This is a genomic window from Hanstruepera sp. CR43, assembly GCF_055227665.1.
In genome coordinates this window covers 1,525,285-1,539,152 of the sequence record NZ_CP200078.1, presented here as the reverse complement: position 1 = coordinate 1,539,152, position 13,868 = coordinate 1,525,285, and the positions used below count along the sequence as shown (strand labels likewise).

The following is a 13,868-nucleotide window of genomic DNA, read 5'->3' as shown; positions in this document are numbered from 1 at the left end:
AATATACAACCATTTATGCTGATAAAAAATACGTACTTATACGTATTTTACAACAAATTCTTGTTCTTACTGGCCCAAAGGAAAAGTGAAGATGGTCTGTTTTCTAATTGTAGTTTGTGAACAATATTACTTCTGTGAGTAGTAACAGTTCTGAAAGAAATATCCAAAATATCAGCAATATTCTGACTGGTTTTGTTTTCAGAAATAAAACGCAGGATTTTTAATTCAGATTTAGTGAGTTTTTCAATTTCTTCGGGTTTGGCAGAAGGAATATAAGATGTTAAATAGGACGCTATTTCCGCACTAAAATAAGGCTGTCCTTCAGTTACATGGCTGATACACATCTCGATTTCTTCAATAGCAAATTCTTTTAGTATATAGCCATATACATTAAGTTCTTTGGCTTTGCCATAAAGTTCTTCGCCTTTGTCAAATGTGATGAGGATTATTTTTGTATCCAAATCGTTTTTTACACAATCTTCAGCAACTTCCAAGCCAGTCTTGAAAGGCATTCTAATATCCAAAATAGCGATGTCGGGTTTGTGTTTTACAATTTGATTGTAAGCTTCATTGCCATTGGTAGCACTGCCAACAATATTATAGCCTTTAGAGGTTAAAAAATCACTTAAGCCTCTCAACATTAAAGGATGATCATCGGCAATTATTATGGAGGTATTCATTAATGTCTATTTTTTTGTGGTGTGGAGATTATTAGCTTGAAACGTTAAGAATAATACTACATTTTTAAATATAAATATTTTTTTTCATAGTCAATAATGGCTTTGGATTTTTTCAAGATATCCGCACCAATAATACCATCAACAGGTTTGGCGTTATGAGCAATCAAAGCACTATTGACATGTGTCATATTAAATAGTATTAAAGCAACTTTATTTTTTTTCCATCTACCAATTTTCAAATCATTCTTTTTTGAAATTTGAGTTACCATATCAGTTGCTCCAGCTCCAGCAGCTTTAACTTCAGAATCTTTTGCTTTTAGTTTAAAAGTGTCAATAGCTTCAAAGCCTACGCATGATCCTGATGCACCAGTATCCAAAATAAACAGACCCTTGACACCATTGATGGTAGCTCGGACCTCAAAATGATTAGTTTTTGTAAGCTTTAATTTGATTTTTGTATAGCCTTTATCTAAAAGAAATTCCTGTAAGTTTTCCATATTCCATTTTATTACAAAGGTAGTAATGTAAAAAGATATATTTTTGCTAAATGATAATAACTGACACGCATACCCATTTATACAGTGAAGCATTTGAAGAGGATAGACAGGAAATGATTCAGAGAGCCATGGACGCAGGTGTTACCCGTTTTTTTATTCCAGCTATTGATTCTACTTATACGAAATCCATGTTACAATTAGAGCAGGAATTTCCTCAAAATATGTTTTTGATGACGGGTTTGCACCCAACTTCAGTAAAAGAAAATTATAAAAATGAATTGGCTCAAGTTGAAGACATGCTTACCAAAAGATCATTTTATGCCATAGGAGAAATAGGTATTGATTTATATTGGGATAAATCAACATTGGAAATACAAAAAAAGGCTTTTAGGTATCAAATTCAACTTGCAAAAAAATATAAATTACCAATAGTCATTCATTGTAGGGAAGCTTTTGAGGAGATTTTTGAAGTTTTGGAATCTGAAAAATCAGATGCTTTATTTGGTATATTTCACTGTTTTACTGGAACTATTGAAGATGCTAAAAGAGCCTTATCCTATAATATGAAACTAGGTATAGGCGGTGTTGTAACATTCAAAAATGGTAAGATAGACCAGTTTTTGAATCAAATAGATTTGAAATATATTGTTTTAGAAACAGATTCGCCATATTTAGCTCCAAAACCTTATAGGGGTAAGCGAAATGAAAGCGCCTATATTGTCAAAGTTTTGGAAAAACTATCTGAATTGTATGGACTTTCCGAAGAAAAAATTGCCGAAATTACAACACAGAATTCTAAAGATATCTTTAAAATATAATTATGAATAATTCACAGCCAAATATTCTTTTGATATATACAGGAGGCACAATTGGAATGATTAAAAATCCAAATACGGGAGCTTTGAAATCATTTGACTTTAGCAATTTATTGAAACGTATCCCGGAATTAAAATTATTAAGCTGTAATATTTCAACCATTTCTTTTAAAGAGCCCATAGATTCATCAAATATGAATCCAGATTATTGGGTTCAAATAGCTAACATCATTGAGGAAAACTATAATGAATTCGATGGATTTGTAGTGCTGCATGGAAGCGACACCATGAGTTATACCGCTTCAGCATTAAGTTTTATGCTCGAAAATTTGGCTAAGCCAGTGATATTAACGGGTTCTCAATTACCAATTGGTGATTTGCGAACTGATGCCAAAGAAAATTTAATAACGTCAATACAAATGGCAAGTTTGCAATACAGAAACAGGCCAGTTATTCGTGAAGTCGGCTTGTATTTTGAATATAAATTGTACAGAGGTAACCGAACAACCAAAATAAATGCAGAACATTTTGAAGCTTTCGAATCGCTTAATTATCCGCATTTGGCTGAATCAGGAGTTCACATCAAAATTAATCATGAAGCCTTGTTTGTGCCAAACACCAGAAAAAAACTAGTAGTCCATAAAGTATTTGGCACCAACATTGCACTCATTAAATTGTTTCCAGGTATTTCTCAAAGGGTATTGGAAAGTATTTTGAATAGTCCAGATTTGAGAGGAGTCGTTTTGGAAACTTATGGTGCTGGAAATGCCACTACTGAAGATTGGTTCGTTGAGATATTAAAAGAAGCTATAAAAAGAGGTATACAAATCATAAATGTTACGCAATGTTCTGGTGGCAGTGTGTCAATGGGTCAGTATGAAACAAGTTCTCAATTAAAGAATTTAGGAGTTATTTCTGGTAAAGACATTACTACGGAGGCAGCGATTGCTAAATTAATGTACCTATTAGGAGAGAAAATTTCGACTAAAACTTTTAAAACGGTATTTGAAACGGCTTTGAGGGGAGAAATGGCATAAAATTAACTTCCAAAATTTTCCCTTTTGCTAGTTTTTTTGTTATTTGGCACACTGTAATTCAAAACTATTACAGAGAGGTGGCCGAGTGGTCGAAGGCGCACGCCTGGAAAGTGTGTATACGCCAAAAGCGTATCGAGGGTTCGAATCCCTTCCTCTCTGCTGTAATTTTAATTTTTTAATTACATTTTTTTTATATCTTTAACCTTTAACTAATAAAATTAAGAACAAGAACAATGAAAAGATTATTTTCTATCCTAGCCATTATGTGTTTTATGGCAATCGGAACAGTTAATGCAACGCCTATTGCAACTACAAGTGCAACAACAGTTGTAAACACAATTCAAGAGGAAGCAGCTGAAGAAGCAGCTGAGGAAACTTTAGGGTTTCATCAAGAGCTAAAGAAACGTTTTATAGAAGGTGGCCCTGGATTTATGGGGATTGTATTACTTTGTTTGATACTTGGTTTAGCAATCGCTATTGAGAGAATTATCTTTTTAAACCTTTCAACTACCAATACTAAAAAATTAACTCAAGACGTAGAAGATGCCTTGCAATCAGGGGGTGTTGAAGCTGCAAAAGAAGTTTGCAGAAACACTAAAGGACCTGTGGCGTCTATCTTTTACCAAGGATTGGATAGAACCGATGAAGGTATTGACGCTGCTGAAAAAGCAGTTATCGCTTATGGTGGTGTTCAAATGGGACAACTTGAGAAGAATGTATCTTGGATATCCTTATTCATCGCATTAGCACCAATGTTAGGATTTATGGGTACGGTAATCGGTATGATTCAAGCTTTCGATAAAATTCAAGCGGCTGGAGACATGCAGCCATCACTTGTAGCAGGTGGTATTAAAGTAGCACTTTTGACAACTGTATTCGGTCTAATCGTAGCGATTATACTTCAAATTTTTTACAACTATATCATTGCGAAAATTGATAGCATTGTAAACGATATGGAAGATGCGTCAATTACTTTAATGGATTTGTTAATCAGAAACAAAAAATAATAACTAACAGCAATAATTTTTAAATTATGAACTTACACAAAATTTTAAAAATAGGAGCAGCTGTTTTAGGTCTTTTGGGAATAGTTTTTCTTGTTAGAATTATTTCTAGAGGTGACGAAGTTATTAAGGCCGATGCATTAGCAGGTGACACAGCAATTGTTGACCCTATGGCTTATGTGGCTTATGCAATCATATTTCTAACTTTATTATTTGTTGCATTTTTTGTGCTAAAAAACCTTTTCACAAATGCAGCTAATCTTAAGAATACATTAATAGGAGTAGGTATTTTCGCTGCAGTCTTAATTATAGCTTATGCTGTTTCTGGAGGAGATACTTTAACGTATTTCTACAATGACACTCAAGCAACTGAATCTCAATCACACATGGTTGGAGCAGGTTTAGTTGCATTTTACATTTTAATTTTGACTGCTGGTGGAGCGATGCTTCTTTCAGGGTTAAAGAAAATATTGAATAAATAATTATGGCAAAACGAGCAGCACCAGAAGTTAATGCAGGCTCTATGGCCGATATTGCGTTCCTTCTTTTGATTTTCTTTTTGGTTACCACAACCATTGAGATAGATTCTGGTTTGAACAGAAAATTACCGCCAATAGAAGAAACAGAACCACCGATTATTAAGGAAAAAAATATTTTTCAATTAACCGTTAATAGGAAGAACCAATTATTGTTAAAAGCTAACGGAAACGATGGTGAGGTTATTGAAATAAAAGACCTTCGTAAAAAAGCCATTGCTTTTTTGGATAATGGTGGTGGTAAAGGCGAAGACGCTTGTCAGAAATGTAAGGGTAAGAAAAATCCGCAGTCATCCGATAATTTTCAAAAGGCTATTATTTCTCTGCAGAATGACAGAGCAACCAGTTATGAGACTTATATAGCGGTTCAAAACGAAATCATTGCAGCCTATAATGAGTTGCGTGACCGAGAGTTTAAATTAGCCTATCCTGGTGAAAATATGAGCTATGTTGAAGCGGATAAAATGTATTCAGACCCAAGAACATCGGCATCAGAAAAAGCTAGATTAAAAGACAAAATTGAAGCCATTAAACTCTTGATTCCACAGAAGTTTTCCGAGGCAGAACCTAAAAAGACTAATTAGATAAAGATTAATTTATATGTCTAAATTTAAAAAGAAAAAAGGAGGCGATTTACCAGCTATTTCTACAGCATCTTTACCAGATATTGTATTTATGTTGTTATTCTTCTTCATGGTTGCGACGGTTATGCGCCAAAATACATTGAAGATTGAAAATAGCCTGCCAGCTGCTGATCAAGTTGAAAAATTAGCAAAGCGTAATTTACTAATGTATATTTATGCTGGTAAACCGAGTAGTGCTTATAAGGATATGGGGTCAGTTGCAAGAATTCAGTTAAATGATAAATTTGCTAGCGTCTCTGAAGTAGCAGCTTTTATAGCTGCAGAGCGAGCTGATAAAAGAGAAGAGGAAATTCCATTTTTGACAACTGTTTTAAGTGTTGATAAAGAGACGAATATGGGATTAGTATCGGACATTAAACAAGAATTACGTAAAGTAAATGCTTTGAAGATTAATTATAAGACTCGTAAGGGAGATGCCTTAAAAGAACTTAAAAATTAAAATAAATTTCTTAATTTTATATCTATGGCGTTTAGAGAAATCTTTACGCCATTTTTTTGTTAATTTAAGCATAGCTAATTTCTACCAATGAAGCATTTATTTCTGACTGTTATTACATTATTAAGTTTTTGGTCAACTATGGGCCAGGTAAAAAACGATACTATTGTAAAAGAAACAGATACCAAATATAGAGAAGACCAATTCTATTTTGCAGTTACTTATAATCTACTGGGAAAAAAACCTGACGGGGTTTCTCAAAGTGGATTTTCAAGCGGTTTTCATCTGGGCTTCATTAGAGACTTTCCTATCAACAAAAGGCGCAACTGGGCATTAGGACTAGGACTTGGATTATCTTCCAATTCTTTTAACAATAACTTTCTGATTTTTAAGGATGAGAATAATAATTACGATTATATAGTATTAGATAAAAATGATATAAACTATACAAAAAATAAGTTTACAACCTATATGGTTGAAATGCCCCTTCAGTTGCGCTGGCGAACTTCAACAGCTGAAGAATACAAATTTTGGCGTATTTACTTGGGAATGAATATTGGCTATGTAGTTTATAATTCAACCAAATTTAAGAGTGATATTGGGGATTTTAAAAATGATAGAATTAAGGAATTTAATGATTTTCAATATGGTTTGACTTTAAGCGCTGGATACAATACCTGGAATATTTATTTGTATTATGGCTTAAATCCAATTTTCGAGGGTATTTCTCTTAATAATAAGAAAGTCGATATGAACGCGGTAAAAATAGGCTTGATATTTTATATTTTTTAAGTTTACTACGTTCCTTAAAATCTCCAATTCAATTTACAGCCAATAGTTTACTAATATTAATTGAGGTATAAACCCAATAAAAAAACCAATAATGAGTTCCTTGTAATTGTGTGCCTCCATGTGTAAGCGAGAGGTTGCAATAGCGCCAATCAATATTGCCATGAGTGCCAAAGTGCCATTAATGTTAATGCTAAAATGAATACTCAAGGCTACATAAAACATAAAGACACCTGCAATAGCTACCATATGTATACTGGCTTTAAACTTTAGTATGGCCAAAATGAGACAGCTTAAAGTTGAAATTAATATACCAACAAAGAAGTAGTACAATTCAATAATCTCCGTGCTGGGAAGGACTCTCAATAAAATGAGAAGAATGATAATACTGTTCAAGATAAGTGGTGTAATACGCTCTTTTGTTGTTGATAAATAAAAGGTTGAGGTTCTACCCATCGTTTTCAACAAAAAGTACAATAAAATGGGCAGTAAAATGGTCAGTATAAATAAGGATAACAGTTTTGCCTGAATAATCTCAACTGGTATATATCTTGGTGATTTTGAAAAATAAAAAATGACCCCTAACATAGGCATCAAGATTGGATGAAAAATAAATGAGATACTTTTGAGTATGTTATTCATCATATTTTCTTGCGTAATCTTGCCACAGGAATATCAAGCTGCTCTCTATATTTTGCGACAGTTCGTCTGGCAATTGGATATCCTTTTTCTTTTAAAATTTTAGCCAAGGCTTCGTCAGTGAGTGGTTTTTTCTTGTTTTCGTCTTCAATGACTGTTTCAAGAATTTTCTTAATTTCTCTTGTTGAAACTTCTTCACCCTGATCATTGGTCATAGATTCAGAAAAGAATTCCTTAATTAATTTGGTACCATAAGGTGTGTCAACATACTTGCTATTAGCAACTCTGGAGACGGTTGAAACATCCATTTCAATCTCATCAGCAATATCTTTTAGAATCATGGGCCTTAACTTACGTTCATCACCAGTCAAAAAATATTCTTTCTGATAATGCATAATGGCACTCATAGTAACAAATAAGGTTTGTTGACGTTGTTTTATGGCTTCAATAAACCATTTGGCAGCATCAAGCTTTTGTTTTATAAACTGAACGGCATCTTTTTGCGATTTGGATTTATCTTTACTGTCCTTATAACCTTTAAGCATATTGCTATACTCACGTGAGACATGTAGTTCAGGTGCATTACGGCCATTTAAAGTGAGCTCTAGTTCTCCATCTACAATTTTGATAGCAAAATCTGGTACCACATGTTCTACAATTCTATTATTTCCAGAGTAGGAGCCTCCAGGTTTAGGATTCAAATGCTCAATGACACCAATAGCATCTTTTAATTGCGCTTCCGTGATATCGAATTTTTGCAATAATTTCTTATAGTGCTTTTTGGTGAATTGCTCAAAGGCATTATCTATAATATCAATAGCTAATTCACAATCGGCTGTTTTTTCTTTTCGGTGTAATTGAATACTCAAACATTCCTGAAGATTTCGGGCACCTACACCAGAAGGATCTAATTGATGGACGATCTTTAAAACATCCTTTATTTTTTCTTCCGTGGTATATACGTTTTGAGTAAATGCCAAATCATCCATGATGTCAATGATATCCCGACGGATATAACCACTTTCATCAACACTGCCAACCAAGAACTCTGCAATATCTCGTTCTTCATCATCCAAGCGAAACGTGTTTAACTGATTAATTAAATGTTGCGTAAATGATGTGCCAGCAGCGTAGGGCATGCTTTTTTCATCATCGTCAGCACTATAGTTGTTGGCTTGGGTTCTATAATCAGGAATTTCATCATCACTTAAATATTCATCAACATTAATATCATCCGAGTTGATGGATTCGTTATCATCATAATCATCGGTACTATTATCAAAGTTGTCATCAAAATCATCATCAAGTGTTTCTTTACCACCCTCAAGAGCCGGATTTTCTTCCAATTCTTGTTTTAGACGCTGTTCAAATGCTTGAGTAGGCAACTGAATCAGTTTCATTAACTGGATTTGTTGCGGTGATAATTTTTGAGATAACTTAAATTGTAAATACTGTTTTAGCATTCTGATATTTGGGTTTTCATAAAAATAAAAAAAACAATCTACATATATTATTAACGTAGATTGTTTTCGATAATTATTTAAAAATGTTTTTTAAAACTCTGCGTTTTGAGGTGTTCTAGGATAAGGAATCACATCACGAATGTTGCTCATACCTGTGGCAAACATCACCAAGCGCTCAAATCCTAAACCAAAACCTGAATGCACAGCGGTTCCATACTTGCGCAAGTCCAAATACCACCAAAGTTCCTTTTCATCTATATCTAAAGCTGCCATTTTCTCTTTTAGAACATCCAATCGTTCTTCACGTTGAGATCCACCAACCATTTCACCAATACCCGGGAACAGAATATCCATAGCGCGTACCGTTTTGCCATCTTCGTTCAAGCGCATGTAAAAGGCTTTGATATTGGCTGGATAGTCAAATAAAATAACTGGGCAATTAAAATGTTTTTCAACCAGGAAACGCTCGTGTTCACTTTGTAAATCAGCGCCCCATTCTTCAATTAAATATTTAAATTTCTTTTTCTTGTTTGGTTTACTGTTTCTTAAAATATCAATAGCTTCCGTGTAGCTTACACGCTTGAAATTATTGTCTACAACAAACTTTATTTTCTCAATTAAGCTCATTTCTGAACGTTCGGCTTGAGGTTTTGTTTTTTCCTCTTGTAACAGACGGTCATTCAAAAACTCCAAATCTTCTGGATTGTTATCCAAAACATATTTTAAAACATATTTCATAAAATCTTCCGCCAAATCCATATTGCCATCCAAATCCATAAAAGCGACTTCTGGCTCTATCATCCAAAATTCAGCTAAATGTCTAGAAGTATTCGAGTTTTCGGCTCTAAAAGTAGGACCAAAGGTATAGACCTTACCTAGAGACATGGCGTAGGTTTCAGCTTCCAATTGTCCCGAAACGGTTAAATTGGTTTCCTTCCCAAAGAAATCTTCTTTGTAATCCACCTCACCAGCTTCAGTCAATGGAGGATTTTTAGCATCTAAAGCACTTACGCGAAACATTTCACCAGCACCTTCAGCGTCACTACCTGTAATGATAGGTGTGTGCATATAGTAAAAGCCATTTTCATTAAAGTATTTGTGAATGGCAAAAGATAACGACGAGCGCAACCGCATAACAGCACTAAACGTATTTGTTCGAGTTCTTAAATGAGCGTTTTCTCTTAAAAACTCAAACGAATGTTTTTTAGGTTGTATAGGATATGCTTCAGGATCAGAATCTCCTAAAACCGTAATTTTAGAAACCTGAATTTCAACACTCTGACCCTTGCCTTGACTTTCAGTCAATTCACCAACAATATGAACAGCAGCACCTGTGGTAATGCGTTTTAATAGTGCATCATCTATGCTTTCGAAATCAACAACACACTGAATATTGTTTAAAGTAGATCCATCATTTAAGGCAATAAACCTGTTAGCGCGAAAGGTGCGCACCCATCCTTTTACTTCTACTTCGTGTAAGGAATTTGTATCCTGTTTCAGTAAGTCTGCTACTGTATACGTTTTCATCATTAAAAAATTTTGATTGCAAAGATAACCTTTTCAGATGGCAAAAATCAAGTACAAAATTTTAAAATTATTTTAAATCTTGCATGTCATTTTCGGGGATTTCGTCATCCTCTTCAGGAATAATATTGATGGCTGGTTCTTTCAAAACTTCTTTGTTTGCAATATTACGTTCCAATGATAGAAGTAATGATGGAAGTAATAACAAATTGGAAAGCATGGCAAAAAGTAGTGTTGCTGAAACCAAAGCACCCAAGGCTACAGTGCCTCCAAAACTTGAAATGGTAAAAACCGAAAAACCAAAAAACAAGACAATAGAAGTATAAAACATACTAACACCGGTCTCACGAAGTGCGGCATAAACTGATTTTCTGATTTTCCAATGGTTGGCTTGAAGTTCCTGTCTGTATTTTGCTAAAAAGTGAATAGTGTCATCAACCGATATCCCAAAGGCGATACTAAATACCAAAATAGTAGATGGTTTAATAGGAACGCCAATATACCCCATTAATCCAGCTGTTATGACTAGCGGTAATAAATTAGGAATTAAGGATATGACAATCATTCTAAATGAGCGGAACATATAAGCCATAAATAAGGATATCAATACGATGGCCAATGATAATGAAATTGCTAAATTTTTAACCAAATATTTGGTTCCTTTTTGGAATACCAATGCTTTTCCGGTAATGGTGACATTGTATTTTTCAGAAGGAAAAACCTTTGTGATTTTGTTTTGGATGTTTTCTTCAATTCGCTCCATTTTATCCGTCCCAATATCTTTCATGAATGTTGTAATTCGTGCGTATTGACCCGTACTGTCCACAAAGTTTTTCAATAGGTCCACATCTGATGTTGAATTTTTAATATAGGAGGAAATGAATAAGTTCTCCTGACTGGTCGGCAATTGATAATAATCGGGATTGCCATTAGTATAGGCTTGTTTGGAGTATTTAACCAGACTGACAATGGATATAGGCCTTGATAATTCGGGTGTTTCAATTATGAGGTCCTCCAATTCATCCATGCGTTTGAGGGTCGCTAATTTGGTAACCCCTTTTTTACGTTTGGTATCAACCAGAATTTCCATGGGCATGATGCCATTAAACTCTTCCTCAAAAAACCGTATATCACTAAAAAATTCGGAGGTTTTGGACATGTCTTCAATAAGGCTTCCAGAAATCTTGATTTGATTCATGCCAATCATACTCAAAATTAAAAGGATCAGAGAGGTCACATAAATCGTAATACGTCTTTGTTTAACCATACGTTCCATCCAATCCACAAAACCACCTATCCAGCGTTTGTTGAGGTGTTCCAAATGACGGTTTTTTGGAAATGGCAGGAATGTGTAAATAATGGGAATGATTAACAAACACAAAATAAATATGGCCAGAATACTCAATGAGGCTACAATACCAAACTCCTTTAACAACGTACTTTCGGTTAAAATAAAAGTTGCAAATCCCGATGCGGTCGTCACATTGGTCATTAGGGTGGCATTGCCAATTTTGGTAATGACGCGTTGCAACGATTTTACTTTATTACCATGAAGCTTGACTTCATGTTGATATTTATTGATAAGGAAAATACAATTAGGAATACCAATAACAATAATCAAAGGTGGTATTAATGCTGTTAAAACCGTTATTTCATAGTTCAATAATCCAATAATTCCAAAAGTCCACATGACACCCAAACACACTACAATCATGGAAATTAATGTTGCTCGGAACGATCGGAAAAAGAAAAAGAAAATAAGCGATGTTACTGCCAATGCCGCAGCAATGAATATGCCAATTTCGTCAACGATGTTTTGTGCGTTTAGTGTACGCACATAGGGCATTCCGGAAACTCGAACATCTAAACCAGTACTATTCTCAAAAGCCGAAATTTTAGGCATGAGTTTGTTAAAAACAAAGTCTTTTCTAACAGGGGTGTTAACAATATCCTTTTTTAGATAAATTGCTGAACGAATGGTTTTGGTTTCTGAATTGAACAAAAAATTATCATAAAAAGGATATTTTTCAAACAAGTCATTTTGCAACGTTTCCAATTCTTCCTGGGACTGAATGGAATCTGTTATAAAAGGTTTTAGAACAAAGCGCTCTTCTTCAGTATTCTTAACTAGTTTTTGAAGGTCTTTGAGTGATACGACCATTTCCACTTCGTCATATTCCTTAAAAGAATCGGAGAGATGGTTCCAGGCATTCACATGATCAACCGTAAAAAAAGTGGAATCTTTGACACCAAGAACAATTAAGTTTCCTTCTTCACCAAAAATATCCAGGAAGTCTTTGTAGACCAAATTCACTTCATGATCATCTGGCAATAGGTTGGCTTCAGTGTAGGTAAAACGCATGTTTTCCCATTGATAAGCAAAGAAAATAGTAGCTGCCAAAATACCAGCAAGAATACCAATTTTATTGCGTAGAATCAGTCTGGCAATAAGATCCCAAAAGCTTGTTGTAAAGAGTTTAAACATGTGCTAATTAACGAACTGCAAAGGTAGAAAAATACTGTGTATTAGCTTTAATAATAGTCTATAATGTCACGTTAAATGTGAACTTAATGGCAATGTTGTCTTCAGTTTTTGGTAGGTGATAGGCGCCATAGCGATAAGTGCCGCTTAACCCGAATCCTAATAATAACTTATTCAACTCAAAACCAGATTCCGTAAAGCCTTTGTCCAGAGTGTTAAAAGTAATGCCTTGATGACGTTCCATATTATTCATATTACCGATTGCATATCTCGAGATAAGCACTAACTGCGGTTTAAATCTAGCGGAAATGTTGAAAGGACTGAAGTAATGTCTGAATTGAATCGTTGTAAACCTGTCGGAAAAAAATTCATTAAAATACATGGTTTCAAAACTGTCAATTCCAGCAACTGAAAAACGACGCAATATGGTTTCCTTGTTAATATTATTTGGGTAGGCATGGTATAAATGTGACAGCGGTGCATTACCTCTTGCAATACCCGCCGTTAAAACAATGCGTGAAAAATTATCTTTCTTATAGTTCAATTCGTAGACTGTTCGGAAGTCAATTTTGGCAAAATTCAAATCACTTTTAAAGACACCTTTAAAACTTTGAGTGTACTGCAATGTGAATTTTGGGAAACCAACTTTAACTTCTTTAATCCGTTTATCAACCAATTCATAATGGCTGAAAGGACTCCATTGAAGCGAAATGATAGCAGTACTTAAATTAAATTCTTGAAACGATTCGCCATCTACCAGATAGGTATAATTGTAGGTGGGATTTATATTGCTGACTCCCAATTGAGTCTCTGTGACCAGATGCGGTGATATCTGATGCTCTAATGAAATATGCTTTTCAATGTATTTGTAAAATAAATCAATATTCAATAATCGCGGTTCGATGAATTTAAAAAACCGTTTATCTGTAATAAATTTTGAACTCCCTGTTTCTTGGAGGTCGTCTATATAACTAAAGTTTAGCCAGGTGTTGGATTCTGGAACCAGCCTGACGCCACCGCCAAAACCATATTTAAAACGATGGTCTCGAAAACCATAAGCAACATAGCCGTTTACACGATATTTTTTTGAAAAAGTTTCATTGGTCACACCTCCAAATCCCGTTCGTAGCCCTTCGTACTGGTTAAACTTTATGAGATACCGTAAATCAATATCAAAATACTTGGTGGAATAAAATCCATTTCCCAATTGGTTAAGTATATGTCGCCTTTTAAGGGAGTCTTGTTTGGTTTCCGTTGAATCTCGATGCGTCGCTTGGGAATAGGACCCTATGCTCAACATAAGAAAACAAACAATAGTTATA

The 13,868-nt window shown here is 34.5% G+C and carries 14 protein-coding genes and 1 tRNA gene; 8 read left to right on the top strand and 7 right to left on the bottom strand.

The window, feature by feature from the left end; translation table 11 throughout:
- Nucleotides 1–47 precede the first annotated feature (47 nt).
- Both ACKXGU_RS07040 and ACKXGU_RS07035 read right to left on the bottom strand, forming a co-directional pair.
- The gene (locus ACKXGU_RS07040) at nucleotides 48–680 is read right to left on the bottom strand and encodes a response regulator (RefSeq protein ID WP_463467339.1); all 633 of its coding nucleotides are present in this window, start codon (nucleotides 678–680) and stop codon (nucleotides 48–50) included.
- 56 nt (nucleotides 681–736) lie between these two features.
- Nucleotides 737–1,177: a retropepsin-like aspartic protease gene (locus tag ACKXGU_RS07035; RefSeq protein ID WP_463467338.1), complete on the bottom strand. Its 441-nt coding sequence runs from the start codon at nucleotides 1,175–1,177 to the stop codon at nucleotides 737–739.
- A gap of 50 nt (nucleotides 1,178–1,227) precedes the next feature.
- Here ACKXGU_RS07035 and ACKXGU_RS07030 point away from each other — a divergent pair, with 50 nt between their 5' ends.
- From ACKXGU_RS07030 to ACKXGU_RS06995, 8 genes are all read left to right on the top strand, one after another.
- The gene (locus ACKXGU_RS07030) at nucleotides 1,228–1,995 is read left to right on the top strand and encodes a TatD family hydrolase (RefSeq protein WP_463467337.1); all 768 of its coding nucleotides are present in this window, start codon (nucleotides 1,228–1,230) and stop codon (nucleotides 1,993–1,995) included.
- A 2-nt stretch (nucleotides 1,996–1,997) separates the two neighbouring features.
- A complete protein-coding gene (locus ACKXGU_RS07025) occupies nucleotides 1,998–3,029 on the top strand; it encodes an asparaginase (RefSeq protein ID WP_463467336.1) in 1,032 nt (343 codons plus the stop codon).
- A gap of 71 nt (nucleotides 3,030–3,100) precedes the next feature.
- A tRNA-Ser gene (locus tag ACKXGU_RS07020) sits at nucleotides 3,101–3,188 on the top strand.
- A 74-nt stretch (nucleotides 3,189–3,262) separates the two neighbouring features.
- A complete protein-coding gene (locus ACKXGU_RS07015; RefSeq protein WP_463467335.1) occupies nucleotides 3,263–4,036 on the top strand; it encodes a MotA/TolQ/ExbB proton channel family protein in 774 nt (257 codons plus the stop codon).
- A gap of 26 nt (nucleotides 4,037–4,062) precedes the next feature.
- Nucleotides 4,063–4,515: a hypothetical protein gene (locus ACKXGU_RS07010; RefSeq protein ID WP_463467334.1), complete on the top strand. Its 453-nt coding sequence runs from the start codon at nucleotides 4,063–4,065 to the stop codon at nucleotides 4,513–4,515.
- A gap of 2 nt (nucleotides 4,516–4,517) precedes the next feature.
- On the top strand, nucleotides 4,518–5,153 hold the full coding sequence (locus ACKXGU_RS07005; RefSeq protein ID WP_463467333.1) for an ExbD/TolR family protein: 636 nt from the start codon (nucleotides 4,518–4,520) through the stop codon (nucleotides 5,151–5,153).
- A gap of 16 nt (nucleotides 5,154–5,169) precedes the next feature.
- Nucleotides 5,170–5,652: an ExbD/TolR family protein gene (locus ACKXGU_RS07000; protein WP_463467332.1), complete on the top strand. Its 483-nt coding sequence runs from the start codon at nucleotides 5,170–5,172 to the stop codon at nucleotides 5,650–5,652.
- A gap of 87 nt (nucleotides 5,653–5,739) precedes the next feature.
- Nucleotides 5,740–6,441 (top strand): porin family protein, encoded by a 702-nt coding sequence (locus ACKXGU_RS06995; protein ID WP_463467331.1) that lies wholly within the window; start codon nucleotides 5,740–5,742, stop codon nucleotides 6,439–6,441.
- A 33-nt stretch (nucleotides 6,442–6,474) separates the two neighbouring features.
- Here the strand turns inward: ACKXGU_RS06995 and ACKXGU_RS06990 are convergent, their stop codons facing one another.
- From ACKXGU_RS06990 to ACKXGU_RS06970, 5 genes are all read right to left on the bottom strand, one after another.
- Nucleotides 6,475–7,083, bottom strand: a complete 609-nt coding sequence (locus ACKXGU_RS06990) for a hypothetical protein (protein WP_463467330.1) — start codon at nucleotides 7,081–7,083, stop codon at nucleotides 6,475–6,477.
- The gene (rpoN, locus tag ACKXGU_RS06985) at nucleotides 7,080–8,540 is read right to left on the bottom strand and encodes an RNA polymerase factor sigma-54 (protein WP_463467329.1); all 1,461 of its coding nucleotides are present in this window, start codon (nucleotides 8,538–8,540) and stop codon (nucleotides 7,080–7,082) included. The genes ACKXGU_RS06990 and rpoN overlap by 4 nt, the downstream gene beginning before the upstream one ends.
- A 90-nt stretch (nucleotides 8,541–8,630) precedes the next feature.
- A complete protein-coding gene (gene asnS / locus ACKXGU_RS06980) occupies nucleotides 8,631–10,067 on the bottom strand; it encodes an asparagine--tRNA ligase (protein ID WP_463467328.1) in 1,437 nt (478 codons plus the stop codon).
- A 67-nt stretch (nucleotides 10,068–10,134) separates the two neighbouring features.
- On the bottom strand, nucleotides 10,135–12,549 hold the full coding sequence (locus tag ACKXGU_RS06975) for an efflux RND transporter permease subunit (RefSeq protein WP_463467327.1): 2,415 nt from the start codon (nucleotides 12,547–12,549) through the stop codon (nucleotides 10,135–10,137).
- A gap of 58 nt (nucleotides 12,550–12,607) precedes the next feature.
- Nucleotides 12,608–13,846, bottom strand: coding sequence for a DUF5686 family protein (locus tag ACKXGU_RS06970; protein ID WP_463467326.1), 1,239 nt, complete (start codon nucleotides 13,844–13,846; stop codon nucleotides 12,608–12,610).
- Between the last annotated feature and the right edge of the window lie 22 nt (nucleotides 13,847–13,868).